Annotated in this window: 1 protein-coding gene; it reads left to right on the forward strand. The window is 30.9% G+C overall.

All coding sequences use genetic code 11. The annotated features are described in order from the left end of the window. Positions 1-218, forward strand: a 218-nt coding sequence (locus Q1A73_RS24525; RefSeq protein ID WP_299611475.1) for a hypothetical protein, incomplete at its 5' end; no start/stop codon positions are given. Positions 219-275: the final 57 nt, after the last annotated feature.

A 275-nucleotide genomic window follows, 5' to 3' on the forward strand; every position in this document is an offset into this window, starting at 1 on the left:
TTTTTTTGTTGTGGAAAAGAAAAAGGGTTGTATGTTTGCACCCGCAAAACGGAATAAGTTTTGAGAGTTCATTGAGAGAGTTTGGTTTTTTTGAGGATGTTTTTGGAGAGTTTTTAGTTGATAAAAATTTTTTAAAAAAAAAGTTCAAAAAAGTTTTGCGGGGAATAAAAAAGCGTTTTATATTTGCACCCGCTTTGAGAAACAAGCCAAGTTCATAAGCATAGAAATTATACTGGAGTAGGATAAAAGAGATTTTATTTTTAAGGTTCGATTCC

This window comes from uncultured Aquimarina sp., assembly GCF_947492115.1.
Taxonomy (GTDB): Bacteria; Bacteroidota; Bacteroidia; order Flavobacteriales; family Flavobacteriaceae; genus Aquimarina.